Source organism: Shimia sp. SK013 (assembly GCF_001292625.1).
Lineage (GTDB): Bacteria > Pseudomonadota > Alphaproteobacteria > Rhodobacterales > Rhodobacteraceae > Shimia.
Genome location: NZ_LAJH01000021.1, coordinates 326,615 through 353,493, shown reverse-complemented (window position 1 = coordinate 353,493; position 26,879 = coordinate 326,615). Strand labels below are relative to the sequence as shown.

26 protein-coding genes and 1 pseudogene are annotated in these 26,879 nt (G+C 56.4%); 14 read left to right on the top strand and 13 right to left on the bottom strand.

From position 1 onward, the window contains the following. Nucleotides 1-84: 84 nt before the first annotated feature. A complete protein-coding gene (locus SHIM_RS17540; RefSeq protein WP_152926589.1) occupies nt 85-945 on the top strand; it encodes a family 16 glycosylhydrolase in 861 nt (286 codons plus the stop codon). Here the strand turns inward: SHIM_RS17540 and SHIM_RS17535 are convergent. From SHIM_RS17535 to SHIM_RS17520, 4 genes are all read right to left on the bottom strand, one after another. Beyond that, nucleotides 940-1,644: a caspase family protein gene (locus SHIM_RS17535; RefSeq protein WP_054003948.1), complete on the bottom strand. Its 705-nt coding sequence runs from the start codon at nt 1,642-1,644 to the stop codon at nt 940-942. The two genes, SHIM_RS17540 and SHIM_RS17535, sit on opposite strands and share 6 nt — an antisense overlap. A gap of 32 nt (nt 1,645-1,676) precedes the next feature. Next, nucleotides 1,677-2,201 (bottom strand): OmpA family protein, encoded by a 525-nt coding sequence (locus tag SHIM_RS17530; RefSeq protein WP_193749953.1) that lies wholly within the window; start codon nt 2,199-2,201, stop codon nt 1,677-1,679. 181 nt (nt 2,202-2,382) lie between these two features. Then, on the bottom strand, nt 2,383-3,405 hold the full coding sequence (locus tag SHIM_RS17525; protein ID WP_054003946.1) for a Gfo/Idh/MocA family protein: 1,023 nt from the start codon (nt 3,403-3,405) through the stop codon (nt 2,383-2,385). 14 nt (nt 3,406-3,419) lie between these two features. Further along, nucleotides 3,420-4,136 carry an FCD domain-containing protein gene (locus SHIM_RS17520; protein ID WP_054003994.1) on the bottom strand — a complete coding sequence of 239 codons (717 nt, stop codon included), beginning with the start codon at nt 4,134-4,136 and terminating at the stop codon, nt 3,420-3,422. Between the two features lie 192 nt (nt 4,137-4,328). On the opposite strand from SHIM_RS17520, the gene SHIM_RS17515 reads away from it, so the two are divergent. From SHIM_RS17515 to SHIM_RS17505, 3 genes are read left to right on the top strand one after another with little or no spacing between them, the layout of a single operon-like run. Beyond that, nucleotides 4,329-5,420 (top strand): mandelate racemase/muconate lactonizing enzyme family protein, encoded by a 1,092-nt coding sequence (locus SHIM_RS17515; protein WP_054003945.1) that lies wholly within the window; start codon nt 4,329-4,331, stop codon nt 5,418-5,420. Between the two features lie 12 nt (nt 5,421-5,432). Next, nucleotides 5,433-6,470, top strand: coding sequence for a zinc-dependent alcohol dehydrogenase (locus SHIM_RS17510; RefSeq protein ID WP_152926588.1), 1,038 nt, complete (start codon nt 5,433-5,435; stop codon nt 6,468-6,470). A gap of 2 nt (nt 6,471-6,472) precedes the next feature. Further along, nucleotides 6,473-7,237 (top strand): SDR family oxidoreductase, encoded by a 765-nt coding sequence (locus tag SHIM_RS17505; protein ID WP_152926594.1) that lies wholly within the window; start codon nt 6,473-6,475, stop codon nt 7,235-7,237. 9 nt (nt 7,238-7,246) lie between these two features. On the opposite strand, the gene SHIM_RS17500 is transcribed toward SHIM_RS17505, so the two are convergent. After that, nucleotides 7,247-8,203, bottom strand: coding sequence for a 2-hydroxyacid dehydrogenase (locus SHIM_RS17500; protein WP_054003943.1), 957 nt, complete (start codon nt 8,201-8,203; stop codon nt 7,247-7,249). Next, nucleotides 8,204-10,000: an IlvD/Edd family dehydratase gene (locus SHIM_RS17495; protein WP_054003942.1), complete on the bottom strand. Its 1,797-nt coding sequence runs from the start codon at nt 9,998-10,000 to the stop codon at nt 8,204-8,206. 189 nt (nt 10,001-10,189) lie between these two features. On the opposite strand from SHIM_RS17495, the gene SHIM_RS17490 reads away from it, so the two are divergent. Both SHIM_RS17490 and denD read left to right on the top strand, forming a co-directional pair. Next, nucleotides 10,190-11,068: an NAD(P)-dependent oxidoreductase gene (locus tag SHIM_RS17490; protein WP_054003941.1), complete on the top strand. Its 879-nt coding sequence runs from the start codon at nt 10,190-10,192 to the stop codon at nt 11,066-11,068. Beyond that, nucleotides 11,065-12,030, top strand: a complete 966-nt coding sequence (gene denD, locus SHIM_RS17485; protein ID WP_054003940.1) for a D-erythronate dehydrogenase — start codon at nt 11,065-11,067, stop codon at nt 12,028-12,030. Before SHIM_RS17490 ends, denD begins: the two co-directional genes overlap by 4 nt. On the opposite strand, the gene SHIM_RS17480 is transcribed toward denD, so the two are convergent. Further along, entirely contained in the window at nt 12,000-12,695 is a 696-nt protein-coding gene (locus tag SHIM_RS17480; protein ID WP_082358448.1) for a GntR family transcriptional regulator, read from the bottom strand. The two genes, denD and SHIM_RS17480, sit on opposite strands and share 31 nt — an antisense overlap. A 183-nt stretch (nt 12,696-12,878) precedes the next feature. Between SHIM_RS17480 and SHIM_RS17475 the strand changes: the two genes are divergently transcribed. From SHIM_RS17475 to SHIM_RS17445, 8 genes and pseudogenes are all read left to right on the top strand, one after another. Then, nucleotides 12,879-13,895 (top strand): TRAP transporter substrate-binding protein, encoded by a 1,017-nt coding sequence (locus SHIM_RS17475; RefSeq protein WP_054003939.1) that lies wholly within the window; start codon nt 12,879-12,881, stop codon nt 13,893-13,895. Between the two features lie 85 nt (nt 13,896-13,980). Beyond that, complete coding sequence (locus tag SHIM_RS17470; RefSeq protein WP_054003938.1) at nt 13,981-15,147, top strand: mandelate racemase/muconate lactonizing enzyme family protein; 1,167 nt, start codon at nt 13,981-13,983, stop codon at nt 15,145-15,147. Nucleotides 15,148-15,162: 15 nt separating this feature from the next. Next, entirely contained in the window at nt 15,163-16,035 is an 873-nt protein-coding gene (locus SHIM_RS17465) for a TRAP transporter small permease subunit (RefSeq protein ID WP_241488916.1), read from the top strand. Further along, nucleotides 16,035-17,663 (top strand): TRAP transporter large permease, encoded by a 1,629-nt coding sequence (locus SHIM_RS17460; protein WP_054003937.1) that lies wholly within the window; start codon nt 16,035-16,037, stop codon nt 17,661-17,663. Before SHIM_RS17465 ends, SHIM_RS17460 begins: the two co-directional genes overlap by 1 nt. A gap of 12 nt (nt 17,664-17,675) precedes the next feature. Next, nucleotides 17,676-19,178, top strand: a complete 1,503-nt coding sequence (locus tag SHIM_RS17455) for a UxaA family hydrolase (protein WP_054003936.1) — start codon at nt 17,676-17,678, stop codon at nt 19,176-19,178. 62 nt (nt 19,179-19,240) lie between these two features. Beyond that, a pseudogene (locus SHIM_RS20685) lies at nt 19,241-19,732 on the top strand (NAD(P)-dependent oxidoreductase); the annotation flags it as partial. After that, the gene (locus SHIM_RS20680; RefSeq protein ID WP_342585521.1) at nt 19,706-20,140 is read left to right on the top strand and encodes an NAD-binding protein; all 435 of its coding nucleotides are present in this window, start codon (nt 19,706-19,708) and stop codon (nt 20,138-20,140) included. The pseudogene SHIM_RS20685 and the gene SHIM_RS20680, both read left to right, overlap by 27 nt. After that, the gene (locus SHIM_RS17445) at nt 20,133-21,041 is read left to right on the top strand and encodes a DMT family transporter (RefSeq protein WP_054003934.1); all 909 of its coding nucleotides are present in this window, start codon (nt 20,133-20,135) and stop codon (nt 21,039-21,041) included. Before SHIM_RS20680 ends, SHIM_RS17445 begins: the two co-directional genes overlap by 8 nt. A gap of 37 nt (nt 21,042-21,078) precedes the next feature. Here SHIM_RS17445 and SHIM_RS17440 read toward each other — a convergent pair whose 3' ends face one another. The 6 genes from SHIM_RS17440 to SHIM_RS17410 form a co-directional block, all read right to left on the bottom strand. Beyond that, nucleotides 21,079-21,966, bottom strand: a complete 888-nt coding sequence (locus tag SHIM_RS17440) for an FAD:protein FMN transferase (protein WP_054003933.1) — start codon at nt 21,964-21,966, stop codon at nt 21,079-21,081. Nucleotides 21,967-22,188: 222 nt separating this feature from the next. Beyond that, a complete protein-coding gene (locus tag SHIM_RS17430) occupies nt 22,189-23,118 on the bottom strand; it encodes a hypothetical protein (protein ID WP_054003931.1) in 930 nt (309 codons plus the stop codon). A 55-nt stretch (nt 23,119-23,173) separates the two neighbouring features. Continuing rightward, the gene (locus SHIM_RS17425) at nt 23,174-24,181 is read right to left on the bottom strand and encodes a glycosyltransferase (protein ID WP_054003930.1); all 1,008 of its coding nucleotides are present in this window, start codon (nt 24,179-24,181) and stop codon (nt 23,174-23,176) included. A 2-nt stretch (nt 24,182-24,183) separates the two neighbouring features. Next, nucleotides 24,184-25,278, bottom strand: a complete 1,095-nt coding sequence (locus SHIM_RS17420) for a hypothetical protein (RefSeq protein WP_054003929.1) — start codon at nt 25,276-25,278, stop codon at nt 24,184-24,186. Continuing rightward, entirely contained in the window at nt 25,275-26,087 is an 813-nt protein-coding gene (locus SHIM_RS17415) for a hypothetical protein (RefSeq protein WP_054003928.1), read from the bottom strand. The genes SHIM_RS17420 and SHIM_RS17415 overlap by 4 nt, the downstream gene beginning before the upstream one ends. Nucleotides 26,088-26,099: 12 nt before the next feature. After that, nucleotides 26,100-26,864: a hypothetical protein gene (locus SHIM_RS17410; protein WP_054003927.1), complete on the bottom strand. Its 765-nt coding sequence runs from the start codon at nt 26,862-26,864 to the stop codon at nt 26,100-26,102. Between the last annotated feature and the right edge of the window lie 15 nt (nt 26,865-26,879).

The following is a 26,879-nucleotide window of genomic DNA, read 5'->3' as shown; positions in this document are numbered from 1 at the left end:
CGATGACCTCTCAAAGTCAAACTGCCATCTGTCTCAAATTATCTGATGACGGACAAGAGCAGCAGGCCGACGAACCAATGTTGATTGGCCGACGACGCCATTAACCATGAACCGTTTTCTTTCTTGCAATTGAACGCGCGCGCGCGCACCGAATGCCCATTAACCTTAAATTTCGTTAACCTTAACGGGGAAGAGTCGGACATGGGGCGTTGGTCTGCACTAGAATTACTTGGGGGGCTGGTCATGGGGATGGCGGCGTCATTGGCAACGGCTGCAGAAGGGTTTATTGAAACCTTCGACGCCCTTCATCCAGACGGATGGCATGTGGCAAACTACGAGTTTTCTCATCCACATTTTGATACGGATTGGTCCCAAGATCAGGTTCACCTGAGCAATGGGGCTCACCTTTATCTTTCGCCGAAATCCACAGGAACCAACCGGTTTGCGGGTGCCTCCCTTCGCAGGGAAACGCCGACTCATTTTGGCCGCTACGAAGTGGTCATGCAGCCGGCCCAAGGCGAAGGCATCATCACAGGTTTCTTCACCTACACGGGCGACTACTATGGTACGCGCCACGACGAGATCGACATCGAATTTCTGGGCAAAGACACCACGCGCCTGCATGCGGCTTGGTTTGTGAATGGGCAACTCACCAACCATTTCATTGACTTGGGGTTCGATGCAGCGGACAAACCCCGGCTCTACGCCTTTGAATGGTTGCCCGACCGCATCCGATGGTTTGCCGGAGATCAGGTAATTTTCGAAGTTACCGAACATGAAGCAACGCTGCCCTCGGTGCCCAGCTTCCTATTTGCTAACATCTGGGCCGCTGATCCCTCCTTGGAAACGTGGTCTGGAACGCCGAATCTTGACACGCACGCCAGCGCCTTCATTGGCGCCATACGTTTCATCCCGATGGCGGACATGCGCGACTTAACTTCATAATTTGGGCTGGCCACTCAAATATGCGGGGCGCATCAGCGAGCTCATACTCCACGGCACCTGCTGCCCGTCGGTTGCCGTCACAACACGCAATCGTACATTGCGCATCAAATCCTCAATTGGCTGGGCCGGTTGCGCCAACTCGGTTATCATCGCACGGGCAAAAGGGCCGATACGGGCTTGGCCATCAAAAGCCGAGCCCCCTGGTTGCGCGGCAAACCCAAGGAATGTGCCAGCCATAAGGTGTCGATCTGTCTGCCCAGACAAGTTGCCGCCGATCAGAAGCGGATTGTCGCGGCAAGCGTCCAGCATGACGATTTTTTGCCTTGGCTTATCAGAAAAAATGCCGATCAAAGCAGACACCGAAACAGCGTGTTTTGACTGAATAAGTCCTTGCTTGGGCGCGTCAGACATCAAAACCAGGCTTGCCCCGTCAATTTCCACTCCGTGACCGGAATAATAGATAACAACTTGTGACGCACTGCCTGCCAGGATCCGCACCCGCGCCACCGCACTTAACATCTGTTCACGGGTCGTGTCGGTAACCAAAACCGTCTGATACCCAAGACGCTTGAGCATATGCGCGATTGAACGCGCATCTCGTGTCGCATTTGGCAAGATGGGCAGATCACGATAATGTCCGTTCCCGACAACCAGGGCGACATGGCTATTTTGCGCAACCACACATGTCGCAAAACTCATCCACCACAAACACAATCCGAAAACTCCACATCTCAGCACCCGTCGGCGGTTTGGCGTTTGGCCAATATCTCCACCCGTCGGTTTAATGGATGCGGCCCCGGCACCCCCGGCACGCCAGTGGCCTCACCTCGGGCTTCGGTCCCAAGCCGCGCAAGAGACACGCCGCCCCTAGCGACCAAATAGGCTGCCACCTGCGAAGCGCGTCGTTTGGACAGCGCCAGATTGTAAATTTCGCCGCCAACCGTGTCGGAGTGTCCAACCAACATAAAGCAGCTGCCTTCCAATGCGCTGCTGACCAGGACCTGCGCCAGACGGTCCAGATGCGCGGTATATTCCGGTGTGAGGCTGTCTGAATTGAACTCAAATCTCACAAAATACCCCTGCTCTTCGGCGATACCCCGCAATGGCGCGGCTTTCTTGGAGAATTCCGACGCAGATGGGAGCTTCCTAAGGGTCCCATGCACCGACGGGTCCGGCGTAGCGCACCCAGCATCGACCCGTCCCGTCAGCGCGTAAAAGATGGCGCAACGGTCCGCACTAATTGGCAACTCGCGCACGCCAGCGGCCAGCGGTATACTTGAAAAAAGAAAAGCAATTGCGCACGCCTGCGCGCACAAAATCAAATTGGCGAACCTAACCAAACCAGGGCCTCTGAATTTACCATACAAACTGCGCCTAGCTTGCGGCAAAAGCCTTAATCAAAGGTTCAAAAAGCACCTAAAATCCGAAACGATGGATTTAGGCATGATCCAACTTCACCAACGTGCCTGTTGTGGCCGCCTGTTTGACAGCTTCGACAACCTCTAGGCTACGCAGCCCCTCTCGTGCCGACACCAATGGTGTGGCGCCTTCACAAACCTTCAAAAAATGAGAAAACTGGCGCTCAAATGGGTCCCCGTTCTCAGCCGTCAAATCGCGGCTCTCCATCGGTTCCCACCAACTGCGTTTTTGCGGATGTCGCCACAATCGCAAATCCGGCACCGACAGCGCGCCATGCGTGCCCGCAATCTGATACGCATTGGCAGACACATTGGGATAGGCTGAATTCTCAGCGGCGGTGAATTCCCAGGACCAAGGTGACACTGCCGCATCAGAAAGCACAAAGCTGCCCAGCGCGCCGTTTTCAAACCGCAACATCAGGCTGGCGGTGTCCTCGACCTCAAGATCACGTGCCTCCGATGACTGCATAGCCATAACTTCGGTGACTTCGCCAACAAAGAACCGCATCAGATCAACATCATGAATCAGATTGATGAAAACCGGCCCGGCGCCCGGCAGGCGCCGCCACACAACATCGAAATACTCATCCGGCTTGTAGAGCAAGAAGTGGCCCGTCACAGCGACAATTTTGCCCAGATCGCCTTCCCGCATCGCGCGCGCCGCTCGCTGGGCCTTGGGATTGTGACGCCGGTGGTGTCCCACCAAAATAGGAATGCCGAGGCTCTCTGACTCCGCAACCAAAGCACGGGCATCTGACGCCTGACCAGATATTGGCTTTTCAATCAACATCGGCAGCCGAAGAGACATGCACAGGCGTGCGTGCTCCACATGCATTTGATTTGGTGTCGCGATGATAACACCATCCAGTTGCGCCGCGTCCAAACACGCTTCAGGCGAAGGATAATGAGTACAGCCCAGTTGTTGCGCCAATGCTTTCGCTTTTGGATCCGGATCAACGAGCGCGATAAGGTGCCCGCGCCTCGCGACCAGCTCCGCATGCTTTCGTCCTATTAACCCGGCACCGAACACCCCGATCCGCATGTCAGCGACTTCCTTTATATCTCGCCAAAAGTCACCCGCACTTGCTGCCAGGCATCGGACATGTGCTTGCGCAACGCCCGTTCCGCTTCATCTGGGTCCCGGTGCAAAATCGCCTCGAAAATTCGGCTATGTGACTCAAAGTTTATGCGGTTCCGATCGGCCAATCGGGGCATCTGGCGCCAATGATGCGACAGCCAACCGGTATAGGCTTTGTGAATCGACGGCAGCACAGCGTTCTCCGGAATCTCATAAAGCACCCCGTGAAAAGCAACGTCGGTTTCGTAAAACAACTCAGAATCTTCAATCGCCGCTTCGTTGGCCGCAAGCGCCTCTTTCATTTGGGATATCTGGTCTCGGTTCGCGCTTAGCGCGGCTTCACGGACCAACGCGGCCTCCATCATTATCCGCAAATCAAAAAGGTTACGCACCCCGCCTGATTGCCGGATCAGGCTTTCCACAACGGACCCGACCGTTTCAATTGCAGTGTCATAGCCGGGTTTACGCACCACTGGCCGAAACCGCGGCTTGGCCTCTACCAATCCTTTGTTGGACAAGGCCACCACCGCTTCACGAACAACCGTGCGGCTCACGCCATATTCCTGAACGATCTCTCGCTCGGGTGGCAGCGGGTCGCCATCCTTGAGCGTCCCATCAATGATTTGTTGTTCAAACGTGCGGATCAAGCGATCTGCGGCGCGTTTCTTTTGGGTTGCTTCCGAAAGGTTCTGCATTCCAAGGGTCTCCTGACGCGGCCACTGGGCGTCGTCACTTTTGTATGACAAAAACTCAACCAAATGCCAAGTATGTGCGCAATAATTCCTGAAAGCTCGACGTGATGGATATTTTTTGTCATACCAAACATAAAGATTTACGCGAATCCCTACAGATCCCGCGCAAAGCCAATTGTATGAGGGACAGTCACCATGACGACAATCAAAGATGTCGATGTTCAGCGCTTCAATGTCCCCTTGGCCGAGGTGCTTTCCGACGCAAAACACGGCGACCACACCCATTTTGAGCTGATCACCGTCACTTTACGCCTTAGCGACGGCGCAGAAGGCACCGGATATACCTATACAGGCGGGCGCGGCGGACAATCGATTGCGGCCATGATCAAACACGATTTAGCGCCCTTTCTTACAGGCCGCGATGCCACCGACGTAGAGACACTTTACGATGCCATGCAATGGCACATGCATTATGTGGCCCGCGGCGGCATCGCTTCTTTTGCGATTTCCGCTGTAGATATCGCGCTTTGGGACATCCGCTGCAAAAAGGCGGGGCAACCATTGTGGAAGATGGCAGGCGGCGCGTCAGACCGATGCAAAGCCTACTGCGGCGGCATTGATCTCAACTTCCCGTTAGAAAAACTGATCGACCAGACCAAAGGCTATCTGACGTCGGGGTTTAACGCTGTGAAAATCAAGATTGGCCAACCGGAGCTTGCCGAAGATGTGGCCCGCATCGCTGCCATCCGCGACGTATTGGGGTCGGACCGCGCATTTATGGTCGACGCCAATTACGCAATGTCAGTGCCGCAAGCCATCGAGGCCTGTCACGCTTTTGCGCCCTTTGATCTGTTGTGGTTTGAAGAGCCCACAATTCCTGACAACTATCACGGCTTTGGCGAAATCGCCCGCGCCACCGGTATGCCGCTCGCCATGGGGGAAAACCTGCACACACTGCATGAATTCGAATATGCCTTCCGCGATGCGGCCCTCAGCTATGTCCAACCTGACGCCTCCAACTGTGGTGGCATCACCGGTTGGCTTCAGGTGGCCGAGCAGTCCATGCGCCACAACATCCCGATCTGCAGCCACGGCATGCAGGAGCTGCACGTCAGCCTCGTCTCCGCTCGCCCCAACCCGGGCTGGCTTGAGGTTCACAGCTTCCCGATCGATCAATACACCACCCGCCCGTTGGTGGTTGAAAACCATCTTGCAGTTGCACCCGACACTCCCGGCACCGGGGTGACCTTTGATTGGGACAAACTGCGCGAAACTCACAACGCCTGAAAGGGTAAAACCATGAATACGCATATCAAGGCTGCCCACTATCGAGGCAACAAAACCTTTACTGTAGACTCCATCGAGGTGGCAAAACCACGCGCCGGAGAAGTCGCCGTTCGCATTGCTTTTTGCGGCATTTGCGGCACCGACATGCACGTCTATCATGGCAACATGGATGCCCGGGTCGGCTTTGAACGGATCATAGGCCACGAAATGTCCGGCTCCGTCGAGGCTGTCGGCGACGGCGTAAAAAACGTTTCTCCGGGTCAAAAGGTGGTCGTCCGCCCGCTGGATCACTGCGGGGATTGTCCCGCCTGCGATGCTGGCCACATTCACATCTGCCACAACCTGAAATTCCTCGGTCTGGATACCAACGGCGCAATGCAGGAAGTCTGGAACGTTCCGGCCCACACATTGCACGTCCTGCCTGATGATATGCGCATGGACCATGCAGCGCTGATTGAACCGGCCGCGGTGGCCTGTCACGATGTGCGTCTGTCGGGTCTGACGCAAGGTGAGGACGTGCTCGTCATTGGCGGAGGCCCCATCGGCATTCTCTGCGCGATGGTTGCGCGGGATGCAGGCGGGAACGTGGTGATCTCCGAAGTAAACACACATCGTCTTGCCATCGCACAAGCCATGGGATTTGACACAATCAACCCCGCAGAAACCGACTTGCCCGCCGCCATCAATGCCCGCACCAACCACAAAGGCGCAGACGTGGTATTCGAGGTTTCCGGCACACAGCCCGGCGTAGACGCCATGACCGCCTGCGCCGCCACTCGTGCGCGCATCGTCATGGTCGCGATCCACGCGCAAAAACCGCAGATCGACCTTTTCCAATTTTTCTGGCGCGAGTTAAAATTGATCGGCGCAAGGGTTTACGAGCCCGAAGATTATGAAAAAGCCATCAAGCTGGTGATTTCTGGCGCGATCGATTCCGAGCGCGTGATCACCGACGTCAGCCCATTGGACGATATCCAACAAGCCTTTGAATCACTGGACAAAAGCCCCACCGCAATGAAAAGCCTCATCCAAGTCGGAGCAAACCTATGACTATCCTTTCAAGCTTTGACCTTTCCGGAAAAACCGCCCTTGTCACCGGCTGCAAGCGCGGCATTGGTCGCGGCATGGCCGAAGCGCTTGCTTCTGCCGGTGCCGACATCATTGGTGTCAGCGCTTCGTTGGAAACCAGCGGGTCAGAGGTCGAAAAAGCAGTTACCGCGATGGGCCGAACCTTCCGTGCCTATCAATGTGACTTTTCAGACCGCGCCGCGCTGCATGCCTTTGTGGCCCAACTCGAGGCGGACGGTGTTGCGCCCGACATCCTTGTAAACAATGCGGGCACCATAAAACGCAAACCCGCCGCCGAGCACCCCGACGCGTGGTGGGACGAAGTGGTCGAAGTGAACCTGTCCGCGCAATTTGTCCTCAGCCGTGAAATCGGCAAAGGCATGGTCGCGCGGGGATCCGGCAAGATCATCTTCACAGCCTCATTGCTGACCTTCCAAGGCGGCATCACGGTTCCGGGCTATGCGGCGTCCAAAGGCGGCATCGGCCAACTGACCAAAGCCTTGGCCAACGAGTGGGCTGGTAAAGGCGTGAACGTCAACGCCATTGCGCCAGGCTATATTGCCACCGACAACACCCAAGCGCTCCAGGACGACGCGGCACGTTCCAAAGCAATATTGGAGCGCATCCCGCAGGGCCGTTGGGGCACGCCGGAGGATTTTGCAGGGCCGGTTGTGTTCCTTGCCTCTGGCGCAAGCAACTATGTGAACGGCGAAATTCTTGTCGTGGATGGCGGGTGGATGGGGCGATAGACGCCCCACTCAGTCAAACAAATGCGCACATTCCGGCACGGGGGTGATCATTCGCCCCTTTGCCTTCATTTCCAACAAGTTATCAATCGATAAGTCGCCCATAGCGCGGCGGGTTTCTTCCGTTGCGCTACCAATATGCGGTGTCACAACCACATTAGGGGCCTCTCGCAGTGGCTGCGGAATATGCGGTTCATTTTCGAACACATCCAAACCGGCGCCACCAACTTCTCCGGCTGCCAAAGCGGCGATCAATGCAGCCTCATCCACAACGGACCCCCGCCCGACATTAACTAATACACCGTCCGCTCCCAACGCGCGGAGCACATCAGCATTCACAAGATGATGCGTCGCCGCGCCGCCCGGCGCGATACAGATCAGGGCATCCACGTCCGACGCCATTTCAGTCAGGTCTGCAAAATACGTGTAAGGCACATCCTGTTTGCTCCGTCCTGTGTAACAAATGTCAGTCCCAAATGGTTCCAACTTTCGCGCCACCGCCTTGCCGATGCGCCCAAGACCAAGGATACCAATCTTGCGATTGTCTGCAGACCGCGACAGCCCCAGACCGCCTTCACTTTCCCACGCACCCGATCTGGCCTGTGCAATCTCAGCCGGAAAATTGCGCATCACACTGAGATACAACAACAAAGCAGTGGTTGCGACTTCGTCGTCCAACACACTTGGCGTATGTGACACAGGCAGCCCCCGCGCGTTGGTGACCGACGTATCGATGCTGTCATATCCCACGCCATACGAGCTGATCGCGGTCAGGCTCGGCAATCCATTCAAAACGTTCTGCGGAACCCCGATATGGCCGTCAGTCAATAAGAATTTGACGCCAGCGCCATGGGTCTCGAGCCACGCATCGACATCGTCCAAATCTTTGGCGCGTTGATATGTGAAACCGGCATCCAACCGCGCGCGCATGTCGTCCGTTACGGAACAAAGAACAAGTAAATCAGTCATTTAGTGATTATTCCTTGGTGTGTGTTTGCGGGCAATGTCACGATAATTCGGCGCATCGCGCAGGGTCATACCCTTGTCGAAAGGCTGAACCATCTCACGAAAGTATTGCTGCCACGGCGATTGGCTTTCGGGCACGGTATAGCCGCCATTTGCCACCAAGTCAGACGCGCGTTTTTGCAGCTCTTCGAAATTCACCAACATGTCTGCAGTGCATGTGTTCAGATCAAATCGGACCTGATCGCCAGTCTGCAAAAGCGCCAGACCACCCCCGTCTGCGGCCTCGGGCGAGGCATTCAGAATAGAAGGCGATCCCGACGTGCCAGATTGCCGGCCATCCCCAACGCAAGGCAGCTCGTTAATACCCCTCTTCAGCAAGTAGGAAGGCGCACGCATATTGACCACTTCAGCACCGCCCGGATAGCCCTTCGGCCCGGCCCCCCGCATGAACAAGACGCAATTTTCATCAATACTTTCAGACGGATCATCAATACGCGCATAAAAATCCTCTGGCCCGTCAAACACCACAGCACGTCCCTCAAACGCATTTGGGTCGTCAGGGTTGGACAGGTACTTGGCGCGGAACTCTTCGGAAATCACCGAAGTCTTCATGATGGCGCTGTCAAAAAGATTGCCGGTGAAGTTTACAAACCCCGCCTCTGCCACAATCGGAGCATCCACTGACTTGATCACATCCGGATTGATCACTTCACGTCCACCACAGTTTGTGCCCATGCTTTGGCCGTTGGCTGTGATTGCATCGGGATGTGGCAATAGACCCGCCTTCATCAATTCCGATACCACAGCAGGCACCCCGCCAGCGCGGTGATAATCCTCGCCAAGGTATTCACCGGCGGGCTGCAAGTTCACCAAAAGGGGGACTTTGTGGCCAATATTCTGCCAATCGTTGTTGTCCAGCGGCACATCCAGATGGCGGGCAATAGCGTTCAAATGGATCGGTGCATTGGTCGAACCACCAATCGCCGAGTTGATTGCAATCGCGTTTTCAAAGGCCTCGCGGGTCATAATATCCGAAGGCCGCAGATCGTCCCAAACCATGTCCACGATACGCTTTCCGGTCTCATAGGAAATTTGCCCGCGCTCACGATAAGGCGCTGGAATCGCTGCGGAACCTGGCAACTGCATACCAAGCGCTTCGGCGAGAGAGTTCATCGTGGTCGCTGTGCCCATGGTGTTGCAATACCCCACCGAAGGAGCACTGGAAGCGACCACGTCCATAAAGCCTTCGTCGTCGATTTCGCCGGCGGCATGCAGCTCGCGGGCCTTCCAGACGATGGTGCCGGACCCCGTGCGTTCGCCGCGGAACCAGCCGTTCAACATGGGGCCAACCGACAAGGCGATTGCAGGAATGTTGACCGTTGCGGCGGCCATCAACAAAGCGGGGGTTGTCTTGTCGCAACCGATATTTAAGACAACGCCATCAATGGGATATCCGAAAAGTGTTTCAACCAGAGACAGATAGGCAAGGTTTCGGTCCAACATTGCAGTGGGGCGTTTTCCGGTTTCCTGAATCGGATGCACCGGGATTTCGATCACTGTGCCACCGGCCGCAATCACCCCATCACGCACACGCTTTGTGAGCTCAATATGGTGGCGATTACAAGGGCTTAAGTCGCTGCCGGTCTGGGCGATCCCGATGATCGGCTTGCCACCTTGCAGCTCTTCTCGGGTCAGGCCGTAATTCAGATAACGCTCCAGATAAAGCGCTGTCATTTCCTGATCTTCAGGGTCGTTGAACCATTTGCGCGAACGCAGTTGATCTTTGGTGATTTTAGCCATGAGGTCCTCCCTGACCCGTCGGTATCATGTCGGTATTGCGGCGGCATCGCGACGGTGCGATTTTGGTCACTGCCCCACAAAGTTTAAGCGCTAACATTGGCGCTTAAATCGCCTAGAAATCTTGCGACAGTCAAGCGCATGCTGTCAGTATTGGCAACAGAGCCGATTTTTGGCGGGAGGAAAATTGCAATGTCACAGCCCAAAACAGCCTTGCTAGGTGTGGGTCTTATGGGCCGTCCTATGGCGCTCAATCTGGCGCGGGGCGGCGTGCCGCTTACGGTCTGGAACCGCAGTGCCGACAAATGCGCCGGATTGCACAACCAGGGCATTACAATCGCAAATTCGGCCATCGAGGCCGTCGCAGACGCCGAGGTGGTGATCAGTATGGTCGCGGATGGCGCCATCACGCGAACCTTGGTCAATGACTGCCTTCCTGCGCTCCGGACCACGGCAGTTTGGGTCGATATGTCGAGCACAAAGCCCGCGGATGCCCGTGCGGTGGCAGAGATCCTGGCCGCGCATAACGTCGCCTTTGTCGATGCGCCGGTATCAGGCGGCACCAAAGGCGCAGAACAGGCGACACTTGCGATCATGGCTGGCGGATCGCCGGAGACAGTTGCCCAAATCGAACCGGTGCTGCGTTTGATGGGCCGGCCGGTGCGGGTCGGCCCTGTTGGAGCCGGACAGCTCGCCAAGTTGGCAAATCAGGCCATCGTTGCCGCCACCATCGGCGCGGTTGCCGAAGCAATGTTGCTGCTTGAGGAAGGCGGGGCTGATCCCGCGGCTGTGCGCGATGCGCTCAAGGGCGGATTTGCCGACAGCACGATCTTGCAACAGCACGGTGCGCGCATGACAAACCGCGATTTTGATCCAGGCGGGTTGTCGCGGTTGCAGGTGAAAGACCTCAATAACGCGCTGGAAGAAGCGGCGTCGGTATCGCTGCATCTGCCGATGACGGAACAGGTGCGCGCGCGCTTTCAACGCTATGTCGAAGACCTTGATGGCGCCGAGCGTGACCATTCGGGCCTCTATGAAGAACTGCGTGATCTGAACGGGATGGGCTCATGACCAATATTCTAATCTTTGGCGGCGCCGGCATGGTTGGGCGCAAATTGATTGCAAAGTTGCGCGACGCGCCATTTGCAGCGAACCAGACCATCACCGTTTGCGATATCGTCACGCCAGCCAACCCCTCGGCGGGCGTGACGTATGTTGAGGCGACGCTGACCGACACTGCCGCGCTGCGCGGACTGATCGCCCAAAAACCGGACGTGATCTTTCACCTTGCCTCAATCGTGTCTGGCGAAGCCGAGTCCAATTTTGACAAAGGCTATGCGCAAAACATGGCGCCCGTTTGGGAAATGCTGGAAGCGATCCGCGCCTTGAATGCGTTGGATGGGTATTGCCCCCGCTTGGTCTTTACCTCGTCGATTGCGGTGTTTGGCGGGCCGTTCCCTGAAAAGATTGACGATGAATTTCTGTGTGCACCACAGACCAGTTACGGCGCGCAAAAGTTGATTTGCGAGACTCTGATCTCCGATTTCAGCCGCAAAGGTTTTGTCGACGGGATCTCGATTAGACTGCCGACAATCTGTGTGCGACCCGGCGCTGCAAACCTTGCAGCCTCCAGCTTTTTCTCAGGCATCATCCGCGAGCCGTTGAATGGTGAGCGTGCGGTGCTGCCTGTGTCGACCGCCGTGCGCCACTGGCACGCATCGCCCCGCTCTGCGGCTGGGTTTCTGAGCCACGCTGCAACTCTGGACAGCGGGTTGCTGGCAGGACGGCGTGCGCTGAACATGCCGGGGCTAAGCGCCACCGTAGAGGAACAAATCGAAGCGTTGCGCTGCGTGGCCGGACAATCCGCAGTCGATCTGATAGACGCCAAGCCGGACGCGGAGATTGCTGCAATCGTGGCGGGGTGGCCGCGTGATTTTGCCCCCGACCGGGCCACCGAACTGGGGTTTGAGGCCGAGAGCACTTTTGACGAGATTGTCGCGGTTTATCTGGAAGAGGATTTCGCGCCCGGCTGACGGCGGGCACCCTGGCTGACGATCAAAGGCGCAGCTTCGGCGTCCACAAGGCTGCGCGACAAGTGCGTGGTGAGGCGCATGCAAACCAATTCTTCGTCGCGCGCGAGGGCCGCGTCGATGATGTCCTGATGCTGGTCGATGTTTTCCGGCACAAACCGGAACATGCGGTCATTGGTGATCAGCTGTTGGCGAAACTGCTGATAGACCATTTCATGCATCGTCATCAGCAGCGTAGAGCCGCACGCTTCGAGCAATGTCTTGTGAAATTCAAGCTCTGCCTGCGTCCATAAGATCAGGGTATCGCGATCTGTGGTGTCAACTTTGACCCGCGATTCGATGTGGCGCAGCTTGTGATGGGCTGCGGTCAGACGCGCCTCCCACCCCAGATCGCCAAAGCGAATCGACAAACAAACGCCTTCGCATTCCAGCAGTATGCGCATCTGTGTCAGCTCTTGCTGCAGTTTCAGAGAGCTGCCCGGTAGGCGAAAGCCACGCTGTTCCTGAAAATCGACCAGTCCAACGGTGGACAGGCGAAACAGCGTTTCGCGCATTGCGCTGGCGGAACATCCGAACTCAACCCCAAGGTCAGTGGCCTTAAGTCGTTGTTCCGGTTTGAAATGTCCATTCACCAGCCGGTCGCGCATCGTATCGTAAATACTCATCATCGTCTGCCGCCCATCGTATGGTCACACCAAATTTATTTCGAGAGTCGAATAAAATCTCGAAATTTTCGAAATTTCAACTATTTTGTTGCCACATTACCGAACGGCACCTAGTTTGGTCATACCAAATCCATCAACGGCAAACCGTTGGGACTCGACACGACAGATCTAGGGAGGAAAAGATCTATGAAGGCCAATAAACTGTTAGCGGTAGCAACCGCGCTGACGGTCGGTGCGTCCGCGCTGTCTGCTCAGACCACAACTTTGCGTATTCAAACACACTTCTCGCCGGAAACCCTGTCGGGCCAGCTGGCTGAGAAATACGTCAACGACGTCATGGAAATGTCCGGCGGCGACATCGCGATCGAGATGTTTTATTCATCCTCGGTTGTGAAATCGGCTGAGACCTTTGACGCGGCCGCAACCGGTATTCTGGATTGCGACATGACTGGCGGTGCGTATCAGACCGGCAAAAACCCTGCGTTCCAGTTCGCTGGCGACCTGATGGGCGGCTATTCCAACCCTTACCAGCAGATGGCTTGGCTGTTGCATGGTGGCGGTCGTGATGCGGTGAACGACCTGTACAACGGTCACAACATGGAATTTGTCGGCTGGTGGATCCCGGGTCCTGAATCGCTGGCGTCCACACGCCCAATCCGCGGCGTTGAAGATTTCAAAGATTGGAAGTTCCGCTCGCCCCCCGGCATGGCGACACTGGTGTTCAAAAACCTTGGCGCCTCGCCCATCGTGATGGATTTCAACGAGATCTTTACCGCGCTGGAAACCGGCATCATTGACGGCGCAGATGCGGCCAACCTGACCAACAACATCGGTCTGGGTCTGTATGACATCGCCGAGCACACCAACTATCCGGGCTTCCACTCGATGCCAGCTGACCACCTCGCGTGCCGCAAGGATGTGTGGGACGCAATGCCAGCATCGCACAAAAAGATCATGGAAGTGGCGATGGACAGCCTCGCGCTGCACAATGCCACGATCAACGAGGTCAAAAACGCCCAAAACGCAAAAATGCTGCGTGACAAAGGTGTCAACCTTTACGAATGGTCCCCCGAAGAGCTGGGCAAATTCCGCGACGCTGTGAAATCCGGCTGGGAAGAGTTTGCAACCACACCAGAAGCCAAAGCTCTGCTGGCAAGCCACGTAGAGTTCCTGGTCGGCATGGGTGCGATGTCTGCGGACTGATCGCGCTGCCTCCCTGTTGTCGGCCGCATCCCCTCGCGGCCGACAGCACTCAGCAGGCTTCCTGCGGAAATGCACTGATATTCCCATGAAAATTACAAAAATCACCAGCCACGTCCTGCAATATGACATGCCGGAAGTGCTCGGATATTCGCAGCAATACTACGACAAACGCTCCGCGCATCTGGTCGAAGTCACCACCGATGAGGGCGTGACGGGTTGGGGCGAATGCTTTGGTCCGGGCAATGTGGCGCTGGCCAACAAGGCGATTGTCGAAACCGTCATTCAGCCGATGGTGCTTGGAATGAACCCGCTGGATCGCGATGTGATCTGGCACAAAGTTTACAATCTGCTGCGCGATCACGGCCAAAAAGGTATGCCGATGCAGTCGTTGTCCGGCGTCGACATCGCGCTGTGGGACATCGCGGGCAAAATCGCAAACCTGCCGATTTCGCAGATGATCGGCGGACGTCACCGCGAAGATGTGCCAGTCTACGGATACGGCATGATGTTGCGGCCTGAGAGCTTCGAAAGCCTGCGGGCAAGATTTATCGACGAGGCCGCCGCGATCCGCGATGCCGGCTTTGTTGCGACCAAGATGAAAGTCGGGCTTGGGCCCAGAAAAGACATCGCGCTGGCGGCAGCTGTGCGCGAGGGCGTTGGCCAGACGTTCAAATTCATGGTCGACGCCAACCATTGTTACACCACAAGCGACGCGCTTTATGTGGGCCGTGGACTAGAAGAGTTGGACGCCTATTGGTTTGAAGAGCCCATCGCGCCCGAAGATCTGGATGGCTACCGCGAATTGCGCGCGCAGCTCAAGGTCAACATTTCCGGCGGTGAGGCGGAGTTCAACCGCTGGGGCTGGCGCAGCCTTTTGGAGGCGCGCGCGCTCGATATAGCCCAGCCCGAGGTCTGCGCCCTCGGCGGGATCAGCGAATACTTGCGGGTGCTGGCGCTGTGTCACGCGCACTTCACACCGGTGATCAACCACGTCTGGGGCAGCGCCATAGCGGTGGCGACTAACTTGCAATTGCTGGCCGCAATGCCGCCGTTACCGGGAGGATTGCACCCTTGGGAGCCAATGCTGGAATTTGACACCACAGACAACAAATTCCGTGACAACCTGTTGCAAGAGCCGCTCAATATTCAGGCGCAGGTCAAAAACAACAACGGTCGGGTCAAAATCCCGACGGGCGCAGGGATCGGTGTCACACCGGACCGAGCGTTCATAGAACACCATAAGGTGGCATAGCGCGGGGAGGGCGTCGTGACCGACACAACAGAGAGATCACCGATCATATCTACGGGGGCGTTGATTGAATGGCTTGTGCCATTTGCGTTCCTTGTTTGTGCGGGTTGGGCGGTGTGGCACACACCGGCCTATATCCTGAGCTTTATTCCACCCGCGAGCGACAGCCTCGTGGAGCAGATGAGCCAGCTGCATTATCGCAAAGACGTCACACCGGATATGCCCGGCTTGTTTGGCGGGTATGCCGACATTCTGGACTGGCTGGCGCTGATCTTGCTGCCAATCATCTTTGTCATTGGCACGCGCACCATACGTGTCGCGCCCATGGAGTTTCAGAACTGGCGCCCGATTGACCGCACTGCATTGTTTGTCGGACGCATCACGATGATCCTGATCATCTCAATGACGCTGGTGATGCTGTATGAAGTATTTCTGCGCTACGCCATTGAGGCGCCCACGTTGTGGGCCAACGAGCTGACGCTGTGGTTCGCAGGATACGTGTTCCTGTTCTCTGGCCTTTATGCGATGCAGCAACGCTGTCACATCCGCATTTTTCTGCTCTATGACGTTGTGCCCCGTTGGCTACAGCGGTGTTTTGACGTGACAGGTGCCGCGTTGATTGTGGTCTTTGCGGGCTTTCTGATCTTTGGCAGCTACAAGCAGGTCTTCATCACCAAATTCTACAAATGGGAGATGTTCGGCACAGCCTTTGATCCCCCCATTCCGGCAACCGTGCAGCCGATGATTTTGATCATTGTGGCGCTGATCGCGACGCAGGCGGTGATCAACGTGATCTCGGACTGGAATTTGGAACCCGAGGTGCACACCGCCGCGGACGACATTGACCAGGAAGAGCTGGAAATACTCAAGAAAAGCGTTGGATCAGACTGATGGATATTGGCACAATTTCACTTGTTCTGGTCTTTGGCCTGATCATCCTTTTGGCCATTGGCATGCCGCTAGGCTTTGCCTCTGCTGTGCTGGCACTTGTTGTGCTGGTGATGAAATTTGAACCCACGCTTTTGTTGCAGCCGTGGACCTTTGGCGAGGGCATGTTGACCAGCCGACCGGGCACCGGTGCGCTATATATTCTAACGCAGAAGATATTCGATCTTTTGACGGAATACGTGCTGATATCTGTACCGCTGTTTATCTTTATGGCGGCCTTGTTGGAACGCTCCGGCATCGCCAAACAGATGTACACCTCACTTGATTTCTGGCTCAGCCGCGTGCGCGGCGGTGTTGCTATTGTGACCTCGCTGATGGCGGTGATCATGGCGGCCATGTCGGGGATCATTGGTGGTGAGGTGGTTTTGCTCGGCCTGATCGCCCTGCCCCAGATGTTGCGGCTTGGCTATAACCAAAACCTCGCGATTGGCACAATCTGTGCGTCGGGTTCACTCGGCACAATGATCCCGCCGTCAATTGTTCTGATCATCTATGGTCTGATCACGGAAACCTCGATCAAGGCGCTGTTCACCGGTGCCTTTGTGCCGGGGTTCATGCTGGCGAGCTTTATCATTCTTTATATCGTGGTCCGCACACAGCTGCGCCCGCAAGATGCCCCTTTGCCAGACCCACAACCGGGCGACCCGACAGGCATTCAGAAACTCGGCATGTTTGGCGCGTTTCTGTGCGTAATGGGCATGGGTTTTGGCTCGCTCCTGTTTCTCCGGGCGCTTTACTTCACCTTGACTGGCATCAACGCAGATCCTGATCTTGTTGCCGATCCGATCACACTCGGCATGGCGTATCACTTGAGGCCATTGACGATTTTTGTGATCGGCGCTGCGGTTATGGCGTTCTTTATCTTTGGCCGCGAACGCACCAAAGCCGGCTGGGAACACGGCAAAGGCCTTGTCCCGCCATTCACCGTGATCGGCGTTGTGCTTGGCTCGATCTATGGCGGCATCACCGGCATCACCGAAGCCGCAGGCATGGGCGCATTGGCCGTGTTCATCATCGCAGTGGCGCGCGGCGAAGCGTCGGTGGCGCTGATCTGGGACAGCCTGATGCGCACGTTGCGCTCAACCGGCACGATCATATGGGTCACGGTTGGTGCGGCGGCACTGGCGGGGGCGTATACGCTTGCGGGTGGGCCGAACTATATCGCCAACCTGATTGTGGGCAGCGAGATGCCGACGATGCTGGTCCTGCTGACGATGATGGTGATCCTGCTGTTTATGGGCGCGTTTATGGATTGGGTGGGCATTGTGTTGCTGATCATTCCGGTCTTCCTGCCGATTGTGAAACGACTGCCGATTGAGGAAATCGGGTTTATCGGCCAGCTGGCACCGCATCATGTGTCGATCTGGTTCGGGGTTCTCTTCTGTATGAACATGCAAGTCAGCTTCCTGTCGCCCCCCTTTGGACCGGCGGCTTTCTATCTGAAATCCGTGGCGCCGGCGCATATCTCTTTGACCGATATTTTCAAAGGCTTCCTGCCGTTCATCGGAATTCAGATGATGGCCTTGGCAGTGCTGTTGATCTGGCCCAATATCGTCACTGTCTTGCTCTGAGAAAGGTCCGACATGTCGCTTGTGAAATTCGCTGACAGCGATACCGTCGCCGTCGCCACCACCCGTCTGGAAGTCGGCGCGGTGGTGGGTGGCGTGAAGGTCTCTGCGGCGATCCCGCGCGGGCACAAGGTCTGCGTGGTAGCCACAGCCAATGGCGCGGCGGTGCGCAAATACGGCCAAACGATCGGTTACGCGACCGAGGCGATTGCGGTGGGCGCGCATGTTCACACCGACAACGTGGCCTTTCGTGGGGTTGCGGGCGACTATCGCTTTTCGACCAATCTGCACCCGCCAGCGCCGGCATCGCACATCGACAGCTTTATGGGCTATCGCCGCGAAAATGGTAGCGTAGGAACGCGCAACTACATCGCGGTCGTGACCTCGGTGAACTGTTCCGCCACGGCCGCGCGGATGATCGCGGCGGCGTTTGGTCCAGAGGAGATGGCGGCCTATCCCAACGTGGACGGCGTCGTGGCCTATGTGCATGGCACAGGGTGCGGCATGGCCGACTCTGGCGACGGATTTGAAGCCCTTCAACGCGTGATGTGGGGCTATGCGCGCCACCCCAATCATGGCGGTGTGCTGATGGTGGGGTTGGGCTGTGAGATGAACCAGATTGACTGGTTGTTGGAGGCTTACGGGCTGAAACACGGCCCGCTGTTTCAGACGATGAACATCCAAAACGTGGCTGGGCTGCGCAAAACGGTGGAGGCTGGCATTTCCAAGGTGCGCGCAATGTTGCCGCTGGCCAATGAGGCGCGACGCGAACCTTGTCCGGCCTCGGAGTTGAAAGTGGCGCTGCAATGTGGCGGCTCGGACGCATGGTCGGGCATCACGGCGAACCCTGCCTTGGGGCACGCCAGTGATTTGCTTGTGGCACAAGGCGGCACCACGGTCTTGGCGGAAACGCCGGAGGTTTATGGCGCCGAGCATTTGCTGACTGAGCGGGCGAAAGACCAGGCCACAGGAGAAAAGCTGATCGGCCTTATCCATTGGTGGGAGGACTACACCGAGAGAAATCGCGGCTCGATCAACAACAACCCATCCCCGGGCAACAAGGCGGGCGGGCTGACGACCATTCTGGAGAAATCTTTGGGCGCTGTGGCCAAAGCGGGCACCTCGCCGCTCAATGGTGTGCTGAAATATGCCGAACCCATCCGCGAGGCAGGGCTGATGTTTATGGACAGCCCCGGCTATGATCCCGCCTCTGTCACTGGGCAGATCGCCAGCGGGTGCAATATCGTTTGCTTCACCACCGGTCGCGGGTCAGCCTTTGGCTCAAAACCCGCTCCGACGATCAAGATCGCCACAAACAGCGAGCTCGCCAGCAAGATGTCCGAAGACATGGACGTGGACGCAGGCTCGATCCTGACAGGCGACGCCAGTTTGACGGACAAAGGACGTGAGATTTACGAGATGATCCTCGCCGTGGCCAGCGGCGAGCAAAGCAAATCCGAGGCGCAGGGGCTAGGCGATTATGAATTCGTCCCCTGGCAAATCGGCGCGGTGATGTAAGCCGCAATAGACACCCTCATTCAGGTCGCGGCACATAGCCCTGACCGCACCAAAAGAAAAGGAACCGAGACATGAGCAAACCCAACATCGGATATATCGGCATTGGCCTAATGGGCAGCGCGATGGTGAAACGCCTGCTGAACACGGGCTACAACGTCACCGTGACCGCGAACCGGTCGCGCCCGCTGGTGGACGAGGTTGTCGCCGCAGGTGCAACCGAGGTCTCCAACGCCCGCGAAGTGGCCGAAGCCAGCGACATCGTCATGCTGTGCGTCGCCACCAGCGCACAGGTCGAAAGCCTGATGCGCGGGCCGGATGGCATTCTGGCGGGCCTGAAACAGGGCAGCACGGTTATCGACTTTGGCACCTCCCTGCCTGCGTCCACCCAAGCGCTTGGCGCGGAAACTGCCGCCGCTGGCAGCGCCTATCTGGACGCGCCGCTGGGACGTACACCACAACAGGCCATTGACGGGCTGCTCAACATCATGGGCGCGGGCGACAAGGCCGCCTTTGACAAGGTCAAACCAGTGCTCGACGATCTGGGAGAGAACGTTTTCCACCTTGGGCCACTTGGCGCGGGCCATGCCACCAAGCTGATCAACAACTTCTTTGCGCAATGCATGGTCAACGGCCTGACCGAAGGCTTTGCGATGGCCGATAAAATGGGCATCGAACGCCAAGACCTTTATAATGTGGTGTCCTCTGGCCCCCTACATTCGATGATGATGGATTTCATCGCCGGCTATGCGCTTGAGGGCGATGCCTCCAAGATGCAGTTCTCGATCAAGAACGCCACCAAAGACGTGGGCTATTATGTGCAGATGACCAAAGATGCAGGCCTTGAGACGCTGATGGGCGGCAACACGTTGGATGCGCTGCAAGGCGCGGTGGATGCGGGTATGGGTGAGAAACTTGTGCCCGAAGTGCTGGAGCATTACGTCGCGCAATTCAAAGATGGCTGACGCCCCACAGGGTATAGGTGGTCAAAAAGTAGCCACCTATGCGGTGGGCCTGATGCTTGCGGCCAATGCCTTGTTTACCCTGACGGACACCTCGACAAAATGGCTGCTGGCTGCGGGCTTTGGTGCGCTGCAATTGGCATTCATGCGCTATGCGGTGCAATGCGCGATCACCTGCGCAACCGTGGCGCGTGGCGAGCGGTCGGCATTGCGTCTGCCGCGCCGGATCTGGGGTGTGTTGGTCCTGCGGGCTTTGATCCTTGTCGGGGCAACAATGGTCAATTTCTTCGCGCTGCGTTTCCTGTCGCTGACCGTGACCTCGGCGATCATGTTTTCAGCCCCGATATTTGTGTGCCTACTGTCTGGCCCCTTGCTGGGCGAACATATCGGCGCGCGGCAATGGGGCTTTGTCGGCATCGGTTTTGCAGGCGTGCTGGTGGTGATCCGCCCGTTTGATGCGCAGATGGAGTGGGCGGCGGCGATGATGCTGATCCCCGCCCTGGGATTGGCGGTCTATTCGATCCTGACGCGCAAGCTAGCCGCCGATGTGCCGCCCGCCATCATGCAATTGGCACTGGGACTTGTTGGGACAGTCTGCCTTGCGCCGCTCGCGATGTCGGTCTGGACCACGCCGGATACGCCACGCGAATGGCTTTTGATGGGCGCCATTGGCACCTTTGCTTGGGCAGGGCACGAAATGCTGATCCGGGCGCACAAATTGGCTGAGGCGCACTTCTTGATGCCATTTTCCTATAGCTATCTCATCTATATGGCGATCATGAGCGCGGTTGTATTTGGCGACGCACCCGATTTGCCAACCGCAATGGGCGCGGGCCTGATCACGTTGTCGGGCATCTTGATCTGGCACCATCGACGCCAGTTAGAACGCCGCGCAATCCACTAACAGACATCGGGTCTTTTCGCGCGTGGCATTCAGGGCGTCAGACGGCCGAGATAACCTCTGCGCCTGCGAACTGTGCAACCATTTTTTCAGTATCAGCTGACGTCAAAAGACATGCCGCTGTCGACAGGCCATCCGCCAATGCGGCCGAAGGTGCAGCGATACTGACCAATGCCCGCGTCGGGGCGCCGCCGTGCGGCTGCAAAATATGGGACACGCCATCCGGCAAGCGAAATCCATCGGGGGCTGATGTCGCCAATGCGCGGTCTGTGAGCGTCAGTTTGCGCACCAGGCCACCGTCCGGAGTGATCACACCGACACGCCATGGTTCGCCAGTTTCACGCACACCTAGCGCCGCGATTTCCCCCATATCGATCAACACGTTGTTCAACCCGCGCGCGGACAAAAGCGCCGCGATGCGATCGGTAATCGCGCCTTGAGCAATGCCATTGAGCGTCAACGCCATTCCGGGCCGCGCAAACGTCACGGCTTGGGTGTCAAAGCTGACATCTGACCAGCGCACCATTGCCCGCGCCTTGATCACGTCACTGCCTGTGGCATGGGCATTCCAAAGCGCTTGCACCGTTGGATCAAACGCCCCACCGCTGGCGCGGTGCAGTTGATCCACTTGACCAAGGACCTCCAACAATTCCGGCGCAGGTACCGCAAGCGTGCCCTCACGATTGAACCGCGTCAGGTCGCTGTCTCGATACAGCGAGAAAATATTCTCAAGCCGATCCAGCTCCGCTTTGACCTCCGCAAAAATCCCTTCCGCCTCGGCCTGTGGAAGACCGGAGATTTTGAGGATGGACTGCGCGCCCAGCGCCACCCCGCGCCATTCCGCCGGGGCCGCGTTGGCGGGGCCAATGCCGCTCGCCGCAGCACAGGCAGAGATCGCGAGGAAACGACGGCGATTCAAATGGCTCATGTTGGGGTCTCCAAAAGTGCATCAAGATCAACGGCGCAAAATGCCGCCCGGTCAGTCTGTGGTCGCCTTCCGCAGTTTCACGAAAGCCGCGCCAAAAGTACAATATCCTGCGAGGTCTTGCCACCCGCATCCGCCCCAAGACGCGCGCGTGCCCACAGACCCAAACGCTTTTGCCGAGGCTTGCCCAACGCCTTTCCAAGTCTGGCGCGGTTCGGCGGCTTATTAAAGCTTGAACTGCGTGGAGAACTCGGGACCGGTCAAGCGATCCCAATCCGCATCCCATTGATCTTCCAGACGCGGAGGCACACCAAACGGTTGCTCGTCGGCCTGCACCCCGATCTTGCGCGTGCGCAGCATCGCGTCTTCTATGTTGCTCATCAACGCGTCATGAAAACTGCCCTGAGCTTGAAGACCCATTTCAGAAAGGCTGACCTCCAGGCGGCGGTTCAGCCGGCGTTTGAGTTCAATAGATTGCGGACCGAGCGATTTGTTAAGCGCGTCTTCCGGTTTCTTTAGTTGGGCTAGGTCCAGGCCCATAGCGTGAAAAAGCTGGCTGTGTGAGCTGTTGTCGCCTTTTGAATTATACTCAACTGCCTTGACGCTTTCAGCACCGAAGACGTCCATGAATTTCGACAAAACATAAGAGTAAGACATAAACGGCTGCGCGCTTTGGCCGACGGCATACGCTTTGAAGGGTTTGGAAAAGTAGCTGGCCCGAACCCGATTGGAGTAGTCGCTGCGCAGATAAGACCCGTGCGGGCGGAAACAGATCAGGATGGTTATGTGCTCAAAGTGCTTCCTAAGTTGGGCCTCAAACCCTTCGATCTTGCCAAAGTCGGCTTTGGCAAGCGTCTCTTCCGACATGATGAACCGATCAAATTCCGGCGCGTCAGCCACAACGCCAGTCAGCCAATTTTCCAAATGCGTTTCGGGGTCACAGCCTTCGGGCAGCTTGATCAGGTTTTGCACATTGGCGGTCAGAGAAAGTTGCACACCCGCTTGCAGGTGGCGGTGTCGAAACCCTACTGTGGGCGGCACACAATAGCCGCTTTGCGCAAGCTCCTCGCGGTTTAAATCAAGGATGCTTTGAAAGCTGGTGGTGCCTGTTCGCGGATACCCGCAATGCAAGAAAAGATGTCGCTTAGATGCCATGTCGGGGCCACTCTAGTGCAAAAATTGAGATCAACCAGACCCTTATCCGACGACATCACGCATATTCAAGGGCCATTCCGCTATCGACGTACCGTGCCTTAAGGCTTTCAGCGAAGCGGGCGCATTCCGTTTCCAGCCCCAACCCTGAGGCCTTGGAGTGGGCCTTTTTGCGCATCTCAAAAGCCGCGCCGGTCCAATTCTCGATCGCCCACTCGATTTGCTCCTGATACGCGGCAATGTCGCCCCACGGAACCAACGCGCAGTTTTCTGAAAAATCACAGTAGAAGCGGTTGCCGAAAGCGTCCGGCGTGATCACCAGTTGACCCGCGGCCATTGCTTCCAGACCGGGCAGATACAAACCTTCTTCCGGCAACGGAGTCCCCAAAAACAAACTCGATTTCTTATAGTTGTTTTGCAGTTTGTTCCAGCTGATGCCAGTCGAAGACACCCGAACCTTCTTTACCCGCGGATCCTGGTTGAAGGGACGAACAATTTCGCGCCCCAAGTCGCCCTTAAACGTGTTGAAATTGATCATGATCGGGTCGTCTTGTCGCGGCGCGCAATTGAACGCCTCAAAATCGAACCCGTGTGGGATCAACTCCATGTCATTAGGGTGATCGACAAACGGCGCAACGGAATTAACCACTTCCTGAGTGATGCAAATCCGGTGCAACGGTTTTGGCAACAGCCGGTAGGAATAGCCATTGTCAAACGCGGTGTTGGACAGGCGCACGTTCTGCAACAAATGGATATACGGCATGTTGCGGCACCCGGCTGCGGCATACAGCGTGCTCAGACGCTCGTGGCTCGACGGGAGTGTGAAAAACAGAACGTCGGTGTCTTTGGGGTCCAGCGTCGCACTGTCACATATCCGGATATTGCTGCCATATTTTTGGAAATAAGGCTTTTTAAACAGCGCACTGGACAGGTTTTCAAAGTACAGGTCGTTGCAGCAAAACACAACTTCCAGATCTTGGCGCGCAGCGTGCACAGCATAATCCAGCACTTTGGCGACACCTCCCACGGGTCTGTCCGTGGGCACAAAAAATACCATTCTCATCATTACTACAGGCCTCCAAATACGGTTGGGTTCTCAAGAAGTTCGCGATTCCAAATTTCTGCACGTTTTAAATCAGGGGCAAATGTACCCTTTAGTGCACAGTCAATAAAGGCTTCCAGCTTTGCCGTGTCTGGCGCGTCCTGTGACGTGGCTCCTGGATACCCATTCCAAAACGCATCAAGTCCGGTGCCAGCGTTGCCAAATATCGCCGCGCCGCTGCCCACCGCCTGTATCAGGCGGGTCGATGTCGAATTGACTCTTTCACCATTTACGATTGACCAATCCATGACTCCGGCGCAGCGCTGCAAAAGGGAGACATGCGCAGGATAAGAAAGCGACTTGATCCGGCGCACGTTGGGCATCTGAATCAGTTGCGAAATCGCCAGGCTTTCCGGATCTTCATGGTGTTTTAGCGGTGACATCAAGACAGCTTTGACATCGCTTTTGGTTGCCATGAGCTCGGCCATAGCGTCCAGAAACGGCGTGTTCTGTGTCCATTTCTGCGCGCTGGAGAAAAACAGGATATGATCACGCTTTGGCGGCTCGGGGCTGTCAGAATGCGGTATCAGCGGGCAGAAGGGATTTGTCACAACCTCTTTTTGGCCCGCCAGATCGTCTTCGAACAATAGACGGTTTTTCTCACCGTTTACCAAAACCCTGTCGGCAAAAGTCAAAAATGTCTGGTGGCGACGCTTGGCGGTCGCGATCTGGGTGGCGTCGGCCTTACCGCTGCGCAGCTCAAGCTCTTTCGGGGCAAGAATGTCATAAACAACGCTGTGGCGTTTGATTGCCGGGGACAACATGCCGGCCATTTCAGGCTGCGAGAATACAAAAACCGAAGGTGGCTGCCGGTTGAGGAAATCCTTTACCCGAACGTCGTCAATCACCAGAAAGTCACGGTGCGCCGTCAGGTTGCTCGTGACTTGTGGGCCACGACACAAAAGATCGTAGCGCGACCGCAGCATAAGATACTGAACCTGATCAAAATGAGGCCGCGCCTGAAAGGCAAGTTGCTCTGCGCGCAAACCCGGAGCGCGCACCACATTTGACACCAGCGCCGGAAACATATTGCAAACGATAAAGCATTTCATAACGGTCATCCAAGCTCATAGGTCAGCCCGGCCAGAACAGACTGATCCGGCAGGGTGCCAATGGCATTCACATTCAAAAGGTTCACAGGCCGACGGGCCGCCAAGGCCACCCGACGATGGATTAGTTCCATCGACATGTCGCCGTTCACGATGGCAGGGCACACCAAAAGTGTGGCTTGTGGATTGGCGCTTAGCGACGCCTCGATCTCTTCGGGCGCGGCAATCAAGGCATCCGGCGGCATCTTCTCGGCGCCGGAAACCACAACATCGGTCACATCAAAACAGCAATCGATCAGACACTGTGCGTTCTCACCACTCGCCACCACCGGCGAAAACGGAAAGGTGTTGGCAGCGCGCATTTTGATCGCAAATTTCACCAGTGTCGGTTTGGAAATCTTGTCAAACCCCGACGGTGCAGGAAGCGATCCCCACGGTTTGTTTTCGAGGGAATGGAACAACCCGGGGTCAAGCGTTAGCCCACCCCCAAAAAATTCGATCCATGGGGCGCGATAGAAATGCGTGTCTACGTCACCCAAACAGACAATCCGGTCCCACGGCGTCAGGCACAATCGGCCGTCCTGAATGTGCATAATCAAGTGTGTCAGATCGATCCCTGATGTCAGCACAAAAACCGTCGGCAGCTGGTTGATCGTCAGAAAATCACGATCCGACAAACCACGAAGCCCAGCCACAACCAAACGGGTCGCAAACCGCAATGCCTTTTGGAAAGAGGCAGGTTCGTGCCAATCAACCGGCCTGACGTCAGGCTGGAACAACTTGCTTACAACTGCATCTGAACCAATGAACACACAAGACATGGGGCGCTCCGACTAGTTTCGGTTCTTGCGGGCCACGGCACGCGCTATCGACTTTGCCGATGTTAACTTCTTGCTCGTCCAACTTTTCGAGAGCCGGCCTTCAAACAGGCGTGCGAACACGTCCTCATCATCGACTTTCTCGTCAAACATCTTGATCTTGAGCATCTCAAGAACGTCATCAAATTTCATGTTCTGGAAAAACTTGTTTGACAGATGCGGCTGCAGCCTGTCCTCAAACAACGTGTCAAAGACGTCCTGATCCGACACACCATCGTCAAACATCTTGATCTTGATCGCTTCGATAAGCTCATCAAGATCGCTTGCTCCGAGGTGTATTCCCGCCAAGCCTTTTTGGCTCGACTCATCAAACAGCTGATTGAAGATCGCCTTATCTTCGACGTTATTTTCAAACGCCTTAGCCTTGAGCGCTTCGATCAATTTATCAAGTTGGGCACCGCTAAGAAGCTGTTTTGACAGGTGCTTCTGAAGGCGATCCTCAAACAAAATGCCGTACACCGTTTGATCCGTAATCTTCTCTTTGAACATCTTGATCTTGAGACCTTCGATCAAATCAGCCAACGGAAAATCAAAGGACTTTACGTCGCGCTTGACCGTCTTTGTCCCTTCCTTGAACTGCAGCTTGACCGGCAACTTGCCTGCAAGGGCAATCGCCTGAAGGCGGCTTACCGGATCCACAGCTGGAAACACCGGCAAAGTGACCACTTCTGATAGGACCGTTTTGCCCGGCTTTGGATCGGCGTCATCGGGTTTCGTCATCACGGCACCTTTGTC